The following is a 9177-nucleotide window of genomic DNA, read 5'->3' as shown; positions in this document are numbered from 1 at the left end:
GCTCCAAATATCATTATCTTATAGATAAGCCCGAGTGGTGAAATCGGTAGACACAAGGGATTTAAAATCCCTCGCTTTTCGAAGCGTGCCAGTTCAAGTCTGGCTTCGGGCACCATTTTATATTTTTTCATTTCTTTTTTATTTTAATATTTATTTTTAGGATTGTTTAGTTGATGTTACGCTAGATGCATTTCTTTTTAGGTAATGCTTTTAGGGTTGTTGTTATCTATTTAAACTGTGAGAATATTGAAATTTGAAGTAGTATTATTTTCATTCTGCTAAAACATCCTTCCTTATATTATGGTTTCCTTGTATCTCATCGGACCAGTTGTCTGTATTTGTTTTTTTATTTCCGTTAATCAAAAAAAGTGATTAAAATCTCCTAAGATTATTTAGTGATTAAAATAGTTTTCTTAATGCGATCTTGGTAGTCGCTAAATAACATAGACTCTCATATTGAGAGATTATTTAACATTTAATATTTAATTTAAACTTAGGAGCATATCAAAATGTTTAGTAAATTAACTCAAGCTTATATCACTGTGACTGAATCGATTCGTAACTTCAAAAAAGATGAGCGTGGTGTAACTGCAATCGAATACGGTCTAATCGCTGTTGCTGTTGCAGTATTAATCGTAGCTGTATTCTATGGTCAGGATGGTTTTATTAAAAACCTTCAATCAAAATTTAATTCTTTAACATCAACAGTTAAAAGTGCTAGTTTATAATTAAGTTATAAATTTGTTAGGCTAACTTCCTGTTATTAGTAGATGGTATGCAGGTAAGTTAGCCTTCATAGCTAAGTAATTTAATATTAGTATCTAAAGAATGAACCGTCTATTTAAGTTCAAAGAATGCCAGAGTGGTATTACATCAATTGAATATGGGTTAATTGGTGTTGTTGTGGCTGTTTTTATAGTAAGTGTTTTATATGGAAATAACAATTTTATTTCTGCTTTGCAAGAAAAGTTTAGTCTGCTTGCTTCTACAGTTATAAGTGCAATATTAACTAGTTAGGGAGTGAAGTTTGGAAATAATGAATGGACTTATTATTTTACTTGAATCTATCACAATTCTATTACTAATAGTTCTGTCATGGACAGATATTAAGCTAAGGATTATTAGTAATAGAATTGTATTTTTATTATTAGTAGTGGTGTTACCACTAGCTTGGTTAAAGCATGGACAGATTAATATTGTACCTGCTCTATGGGTGTTATTAATTGGCTTTATTTTGTTTACCTTTCACATTATAGGCGCTGGAGATATTAAACTCACTTCAGTATTGATGTTAGCTTTACCTAATGAACAAATAATTTATTTCTTCTTTTTTACTGCATTTTCTGGATTAGCTTTAATTATAATCGGTTTACTTTTTTTTCGAGCTTCGATCAGGAAAAATGCATTGCCTTATGGCGTGGCGATCAGTTTAGGATTTATAATCAATCTATTGCTATTTAGTATTTAATTGATTGTTAAAATCATGTAAAAAATAAATAAACAAACATAACTATATAAATAATTTAAGGGGTAATAATGAATTATAGAATGTTATTTATCATTTCTCTTCTGACTCTTGTTGTTGGTATTGGAGGGATTTTATTTTTGCCAACTGGCGATACAAACGCCATTAATGAATCTGGTGAATCTATAGTGACAGAACAGAAACCAGAAAAATTAATTGTAATTGCAGAATTAAAGCGTGATATTAATTCTGGTACTTTATTGCAAGTGGAAGATTATTCGTTAAGTGAAATTACAGTGACAGAAGATAATCCACTTGTAAATAATGATTTAACAGATGTGTTATCTCTTTCAAATGCAAAAAGTTTACAAGGTCATTTAGTTTCTCAAAATCTTAAGTCTGGTTCTTTACTTTCTAAATCTGTTGTTATTTCTCCAAATGATCCAAAGTTCTTATTGACTAGTTTAGATCCTAAACAAGAAATCGCATTTAGAGTTTATCTAAAACCAACGGAGCGTTATATTTTGGATACAATACAAACAGGGGATTATGTTTCCGTATATAATCAGAAAATAACCAATCGTTCACGTGAAGATAGTACTGAGAGATATATATTACTTAAACTTATTAATAAGCTCTTAGTTTTACAAGTAAAAGAATTCCAAACTATTGATGAAAATAATGAAGTAATTAAGAAAGATGAATTAGAAGATGAATATATTGGGTATATTAATCTTAAAGTGAATCCTGAGCAGGCTAAACTATTTTATTCACTTGAGAAGGGATCTCAATTGATTATATTGCCTGCTACTAATCAAGTAGAAAGTACAAACAACAAAGGTCTATTTATTAGAAAATTAAGAGGTAACGAATAATGGAAGATAAAAAAATAAAAAAGAGATTGCTTTCTGCATTATATATTGGATTTGGGGCATTTTTCTCATTAAGTACTTTTGCTCAGACGTTCAATTTAGAACAAGGAGGTACAAAATTAATTCGTACAGAGCAAAAAATTGATACTATTTTTGTTTCTTCACCTTCTGTCGCTGATTATGAAATTTTAGATGACAACAGTTTTATTATTTATGCAAAAGAAGAAGGTCGTGCAGAAGTGACAGCATTTGGTGAAGATGGTAAGCCTTTGACAACAGATTTAATTAATGTGAATTCTATTATTAGTAATATTAATGATATTGCCGATACAAATAGACAAATTAAAGCGCGTTTTCCTAATTCCAATCTTTCTGTCAAAAAAGTAGGACAAGCTTATGTGATAGAAGGTAAGGCTTTAACTCAAGAGGAGAGTGATGAAGCTCATCGTATTGTCGGTGAAGCCTTAGGTAAAGGTAAAAAAGTGACAGAAACAACATTTAGCAGAGGAGATGGTGCAAGTGAATATGTCCCTTTCTTGGATAAATATCAATTTGATGGAGTAATCAATAATGCTAATGTTAGAGATACTACTCAAATTAATGTGAAGCTTTCTGTTGCCGAAGTAAATAAAAAACTGACTGAAGCATTAGGTATTAATTGGGGGCGTATTGTTGGTGTTCACAATGGGACTCTATTAGGTGGTAGCTGGTCTGGAAGTGGTGGATTTGATGGTTCAAATTCAATTTTACGTTTAGATGCGACTGGAGTTTCTGCATTCCTCAATGCATTGGATAATCAAAGTAGTGGTAAGGTTTTGGCAGAACCAACTATTTCATTGTTATCTGGTGAAACCGCAGATATTTTAGTCGGTGGAGAGATTCCGTTTGCACAAAAAGATAAAGAAGGAAGTGCGAATATTATTTATAAAGAATTTGGTGTTAAGCTGGTTGTTGGTGCTAAAGTGCAAAAAAATGATCGCATTCGTTTAGCGTTAGATCAAAGTGTAAGTAGTATTGCTGGTAGTTATTCTTATGAAAATGTTGGTAATGTACCATTTTTTAATACACGTCGAGCGAAATCGATTTTTGAAGTAGCAAACGGAGAAAGCTTTATTATTGGTGGTTTATTTAGTTCTCAAGATGTTGAAGGAATTAATAAAGTGCCTCTTTTAGGTGATATTCCTATTTTAGGCTCTTTCTTCCGTAATGCTAAAACTGATAGAGAGGATAAAGAGCTAGTGATTGTAGCAACTGTGAATATTGTTAAGCCTGTTCAGGAAAGTGAAATTGTATATCCTACTTTTGAACAGACAGGAACAATGGAACGTTTCTTTAATTTAACACCAATTAAGAATGTATATCATAAGACATTAAGCTCTAATTTCTTGAGAAATGGGGGATTTATTCAATGAAAAAATTAGTTATTGGCTTAGCTTTTTTCATGACATTGGCTTCGACACAGCTCATGGCTTTTTCAAAAGATGAATTAGTTGATAATGTAAAGTTGGCTCAGCCAAACCAGCTAGATCAATTTAGCCAAACTCAACTAGTTAATCGTTATATTTTGTCTGAGTATTCAGATGTTGCTTATCATAATATTATTCGCTCAGTAGTTCGTGATTTAGGTAGTGATAATAGTAAACGCGTTCATATTATTTGGAATGATAAGCAATCGAAGCAAAATGCTGCGAAAATTCGTAATTTTTTAATTAAAAAAGGCATTGAAGCTAAATATATTAAGGTTATGCATAGTCAATATAAACGAGCAGTTTACCCACTTTATATAGAAGTGGCAAAAATTGGTTCTAAAAAGACACGTTGTGTAGTTGATACAGCGGAAGATATGATGAGTTGGGATGGAATTAATCCTTGTGCAACAAAAAGTAACCATCGTATACAGTTAAAGCATTAATATAGAAGGGGTTACTTTATGTTATTACTTGATAAAGAAAATATTACAGTTGACAGTGCCCGAAAGATTATAGTTGTTTCAGGGCAAGAACATATTCAAAATGATATTGCCCAGATTTTACGTACTCGTGGCTTAGAAAATTTAGAGATTATTAATAGTGATTTCTTTTTATCATCTGATTTGGCTTTTGCAGCCGAAGAAACATTAGGTGTCATTGTTGATATTGGGGCTGAAACCGATATTAAAGTTATTTCTGAAAATATTTATAGTGTAGTACCTCAAAACGTATGGTGCTGTGTTATTGGACAAAGTGATTCTATTTCTTTAGCACAAAAATTACTTGATGAAGGTATTCTTTATTTTCATTCTGATACACAGTTAAGCCAAATGGCGGAAAAAATTGTATCCGGTGTGAATATTCCACTTGTCCGCCATACTGTAAAAATTGCAGTATTAAGTTGTAAAGGTGGTTCAGGTTCAAGTTTAATTAGTTCGCATTTGGCAAATGAAATTGTTTTAAACAAAAAAGTACCAGTTTTATTAGCACAGGGACCAAATGGCTCTCAAGATTTAGATCTCTCTTTTGATAAAAAGTTACAAGGCGATATTGTGGAGTATATGCCTAATCTGGATTTATTCAGTGGAGATCCATCTCGTTTACCGACTTCTACAACTGATAAATATAACTTCATTATCTATGATCAGCCTATTTTTAATGTTAATAAAGATGACTTTGTTGAATTTTTAGAATATAGCAATAGTTTTATTTTAGTTGTTGAACGTAGTATTGTTGCATTACGAGTTGCTAAACAATTTTTAGATGAGTGTGAACGAGTAAGAAGTTCGACTGGTAAGCCAATTCGTACTTTTATATGTATATCTGATAATAGTCAAGAAACTTCTAAACTAATGGCTACTAATGATATAGAGGCTTTATTGAAATCACCTGTTGATATAGTGATTCCATTTTTGAAAAAAACAGATGCAAAAACAATTTTAGATGTCGATTTAGGACGTATTGGTAAGAAAGAAATTAATGCGTTAATGATGAAAGTGATTGGTGCAGTATCTCGTTCTAAACAAAAGAAAGAGAAACAAGGTTTATTTTTATCGCTACGAAAAGGCATAATGGGTAATAAATAAGAAGATCATAATATATGTTGACTAGAGAACAGCAGGTTTTTTTTAGAAATGAACTATTAAGTAACCTAGATATTGAAAAGATTGATGAAGTTCAAAGTGAAAGGGCTAAGCTTGTAGATGAATTAGTTCAAGTTGTTTATCGAGTTGCTGGTAAAGGGAATGTATATATTACATCAGCAGACGCTTTGTTTATGGCTGAGAATATAGCTGATGAAATTGGTGGTTATGGACCTATTAGAGAACTCATGGAAGATGAGACAGTCAATGATATTTTAGTTAATGGTCCTGATGATGTTTGGGTTGAAAGAGCGGGTATTTTAGAAAAAACAGATAAAGTTTTTATTAGCAATGAGCAGTTAACTGATATTGCAAAACGATTGGTTGCAAGAGTTGGACGTCGTATTGATGATGGAAGTCCGCTAGTTGACTCTCGATTACCGGATGGTAGCCGTTTGAATGTGGTAATTGCCCCTATTGCTTTAGATGGGACTTCAATTTCTATCCGTAAATTTAGTAAATCCAAAAAGTCATTACAAGAGCTTGTTAATTTTGGTTCAATGACACGCGAAATGGCTAACTTTCTAATTATTGCTGCAAGATCGCGTGTTAATATTATCGTTTCTGGTGGTACGGGTTCTGGTAAAACAACATTACTAAATGCATTATCGAATTATATTTCACCGCAGGAACGTGTAATTACATTAGAAGATACTGCTGAGTTACGTTTAGAGCAACCACATGTTGTACGTTTAGAGACTCGATTAGCTGGTGTAGAACGTACTGGTGAAATTACAATGCAGGATCTTGTCATTAATGCGTTACGTATGCGTCCAGAGCGTATTATTGTTGGTGAGTGTCGTGGCGGAGAAGCATTCCAAATGTTGCAAGCTATGAATACTGGACATGATGGGTCAATGTCTACTCTGCATGCTAATAGCCCGCGTGATGCTACGGCTCGTTTAGAAAGTATGGTAATGATGTCAAATGCATCTTTACCACTTGAAGCAATTCGCCGCAATATTGCTTCTGCTGTAAATATTATTGTGCAAGCTTCTCGTTTGAATGATGGTTCAAGAAAAATAATGAATATTACTGAGTTAATGGGAATGGAGAATGGTCAAATTGTAATGCAAGATATTTTCTCTTATCAGCCGAGTAAATATAGAGATGAAAATGGAAAGATTACAGGAGAATTTATTTCTCATGGTTTATTAACTCGCTCTATTGTATATCAAAATGCGCAGGTTTTTAATTTAAGTGCTGAACTACAAAGTATTTTTGAGGGAAATTAAATGGTCCTAATGTATTATTTGATTTTTGCTTTCGGTCTCGTTTTGTTTCTATATACTGCGACAGGTTGGAGGACAACAAGGAAAAAAATACAGTCTCATGATACTTCTCCAAATAGAAGTGTTGATACGATAGTAGGAATTAAGAGAAAAATTTTTTTATGGCAATATTATTTTATTGGTGGTGATAGAAAAAAATTGTCAAAAAATATTCTTATTAGTGTTGCAGTTTTCCTTGTTTTGTTTTTTGTTAATATTGCTTATATTCGTCTTGAAAGATGGGTATTCATGTGTATTTTTATTTTATTATTTATTATTTTTGTATGGAAATTTGGGCAATACCGCAATCAAAAAATGTTTAGTGCAATGTTTCCTGAAGTCATCCAAATAATGAATGCCGCAGCTACTGGTGGAGCTGGTTTGCTGCAAGCATTAGAACGATGTGGAAAAGATTTAACAGGACAGTTAGGCGAAGAATTTAAAAGTATACATAAGCGTTTAGCGCTTGGAGAGGAACCAATGTCTGTATTTGAAGATAGTTATAGCCGGTATCCATATAAAGAATTTTACTTTTTTATCACCATTATTAGGACTAACTTATCTAAAGGTGGACAAATTCGTGAGGTAATTTCTCGTTTAGGGCGTGTTATTGCTGATAGTAAAAAAATGGAACAAAAAAAGAAAGCGATGACTTCAGAAGCGAGAATGTCAGCTTTTATTGTAGCGATGTTTCCTATTGGTTTCTTTTTATTTATGCAATTTGCAATGCCAGAGAATTTTGATTTTTTACTTAATGATCCGAATGGTAAATTTGTTTTGTACTATGTTTTTGGCAGTGAAGCATTTGGTATGTTGATTATTTGGTGGTTAATGAGGAAGTCAACATGACATTTAAGATTCTCTTATTTTATATTTTACTAATTATATTTGGTATCTCAATTTTATTAATTACTTTATCTCATAAAAAGAAATTAGAGCGAACTAGAGAAATCTTAGCAGGTGAACGACCTAAAGAAAAGGATGAGGATACTGTTGAAAAAGGTAAAAGTAAACAACAAATTGAGTTAGAATTGTTACTTATTAATAATAATCCAATCCTCAAGTTTTTGGGGGTGATTGATAAGAATATAAGAGTTAAATTCTTACTTATTTTAGTTCTTTCAGGTTTGTATTATTTGTATTCAATAAAAAATGATGCTGATTTTGTTATTGGTTTAGCAGTTATCCTTGTTTTTATTATCGCTATTCCAGGGATTTTAACAAATAGTATCTTAAAAGCTAAAATTAAGAAAATTATGGTTGATTTACCAGGTTTTATTGATTTAGTTGCGGTGAATGTTCAAACTGGTATTAGTATTGATGCTGCATTAAAACAGGTTGCAACTGATTTTAAAAAACTAAATCCTGATCTTACTTATGTAATGTTAAGGATTATTCGAAAAGCTGAACTTACAGGGTTATCTCAAGCGTTGCAGGATCTTTCTATTTCTTTGCCTACAACTGAAATAAGAATGTTTTGTACTGTATTACAACAAAGCTTGAACTTTGGTTCTTCGATTTATTCACATTTAGTTCAATTATCATCAGATATTCGAGAACTACAACTATTAATTATAGAAGAGAAGCTGGGAACATTATCTGCCAAAATGAGTATTCCGTTAATTTTATTTATTATGTTCCCAATTATTATTTTAATTTTAGCACCAGGTATAATGAGGGTATTTCCAAATGTTTTCTAAATTAACAAAAAAAACAGCACTTTGTATTTTAGTATTGTCTGTTGTTGGTTGTTCGACAAATATAAATCAAAAAAGCATGTCACTAGAGAGTGTTATAGCAAAAGAGACATTATATGAAAGTACACAAAATTACTCAGCATTAATTTCTCTTTATAGAGATGTTTTAAAAGCTAAAGAGGATCCTTTAACTCGTTATAAGTTAGCACAAACATATTACCAGAAAGGTGATAGTAGTTCTTCTTTGCTGTATTTAGCACCATTATTGGCTGATGATACAAAAATTGGTACGCAAGCTAAAACGTTACAAGTAAAAAATTTAATTCAATTGCAAAAGTTTTCAGAAGCGATTTCTGTGGCCACTGATTTGTTGAATCAACATCCTAATGATGGTGAGGTCTATAATTTAAGAGGTATTGCTCATGCTCAAAATAGTAATTTATCTCAAGCTCGTGATGATATTAATAAAGCAAGAGAATTTTTTATTAATGATAATGTAGCTGTTAATAATTTAGCTATGTTGAGTATTATTAATGGTGATTTTAGTAATGCAGTATCTTTATTATTACCTCAGTATTTAAATGGTATTAGAGAGCCACGTTTGATTCATAATCTTGTATTTGCTTTAGTTAAAAATGGTGATTTTGATTATGCAAAAGATATTATTGTTAAAGAGCGGTTAAACACATCACCAGATGATTTAATCAATGCTTTGAAAAAGACCACACATACATCTAAGGGTGTACGTAGATAATATTAA

Annotated in this window: 11 protein-coding genes and 1 tRNA gene; all 12 read left to right on the top strand. The window is 31.6% G+C overall.

What is annotated here, in order from left to right; genetic code table 11:
* Positions 1-28: 28 nt before the first annotated feature.
* The 12 genes from ACFSAV_RS08830 (at position 29) to ACFSAV_RS08775 (ending at position 9171) form a co-directional block, all read left to right on the top strand.
* Positions 29-115, top strand: a tRNA-Leu gene (locus tag ACFSAV_RS08830).
* Positions 116-509: 394 nt separating this feature from the next.
* Complete coding sequence (locus tag ACFSAV_RS08825; RefSeq protein ID WP_379098663.1) at positions 510-728, top strand: Flp family type IVb pilin; 219 nt, start codon at positions 510-512, stop codon at positions 726-728.
* Positions 729-828: 100 nt separating this feature from the next.
* Positions 829-1017 carry a Flp family type IVb pilin gene (locus ACFSAV_RS08820; protein ID WP_379098660.1) on the top strand — a complete coding sequence of 63 codons (189 nt, stop codon included), beginning with the start codon at positions 829-831 and terminating at the stop codon, positions 1015-1017.
* Between the two features lie 19 nt (positions 1018-1036).
* Positions 1037-1468, top strand: coding sequence for an A24 family peptidase (locus tag ACFSAV_RS08815; protein ID WP_379098856.1), 432 nt, complete (start codon positions 1037-1039; stop codon positions 1466-1468).
* A gap of 68 nt (positions 1469-1536) precedes the next feature.
* A complete protein-coding gene (locus ACFSAV_RS08810) occupies positions 1537-2340 on the top strand; it encodes a flp operon protein C (protein WP_379098657.1) in 804 nt (267 codons plus the stop codon).
* Positions 2340-3749 carry a type II and III secretion system protein family protein gene (locus ACFSAV_RS08805; protein ID WP_379098654.1) on the top strand — a complete coding sequence of 470 codons (1410 nt, stop codon included), beginning with the start codon at positions 2340-2342 and terminating at the stop codon, positions 3747-3749. Before ACFSAV_RS08810 ends, ACFSAV_RS08805 begins: the two co-directional genes overlap by 1 nt.
* Positions 3746-4249 (top strand): protein RcpB, encoded by a 504-nt coding sequence (locus ACFSAV_RS08800; protein WP_379098651.1) that lies wholly within the window; start codon positions 3746-3748, stop codon positions 4247-4249. The genes ACFSAV_RS08805 and ACFSAV_RS08800 overlap by 4 nt, the downstream gene beginning before the upstream one ends.
* A gap of 18 nt (positions 4250-4267) precedes the next feature.
* Positions 4268-5392: a pilus assembly protein gene (locus ACFSAV_RS08795; protein ID WP_379098648.1), complete on the top strand. Its 1125-nt coding sequence runs from the start codon at positions 4268-4270 to the stop codon at positions 5390-5392.
* Positions 5393-5406: 14 nt separating this feature from the next.
* Positions 5407-6684: a CpaF family protein gene (locus ACFSAV_RS08790; RefSeq protein WP_379098645.1), complete on the top strand. Its 1278-nt coding sequence runs from the start codon at positions 5407-5409 to the stop codon at positions 6682-6684.
* On the top strand, positions 6685-7569 hold the full coding sequence (locus ACFSAV_RS08785) for a type II secretion system F family protein (RefSeq protein WP_379098642.1): 885 nt from the start codon (positions 6685-6687) through the stop codon (positions 7567-7569).
* Positions 7566-8420 carry a type II secretion system F family protein gene (locus tag ACFSAV_RS08780; RefSeq protein WP_379098639.1) on the top strand — a complete coding sequence of 285 codons (855 nt, stop codon included), beginning with the start codon at positions 7566-7568 and terminating at the stop codon, positions 8418-8420. Before ACFSAV_RS08785 ends, ACFSAV_RS08780 begins: the two co-directional genes overlap by 4 nt.
* Positions 8410-9171, top strand: a complete 762-nt coding sequence (locus ACFSAV_RS08775) for a tetratricopeptide repeat protein (RefSeq protein ID WP_379098637.1) — start codon at positions 8410-8412, stop codon at positions 9169-9171. The genes ACFSAV_RS08780 and ACFSAV_RS08775 overlap by 11 nt, the downstream gene beginning before the upstream one ends.
* The last annotated feature ends 6 nt before the right edge of the window (positions 9172-9177 follow it).

This window comes from Pasteurella oralis, assembly GCF_042681465.1.
Classification (GTDB): Bacteria; Pseudomonadota; Gammaproteobacteria; order Enterobacterales; family Pasteurellaceae; genus Pasteurella; species Pasteurella oralis.
The sequence above is the reverse complement of the archived record's forward strand: the minus strand, read 5'-3'. Positions and strand labels throughout refer to the sequence as shown.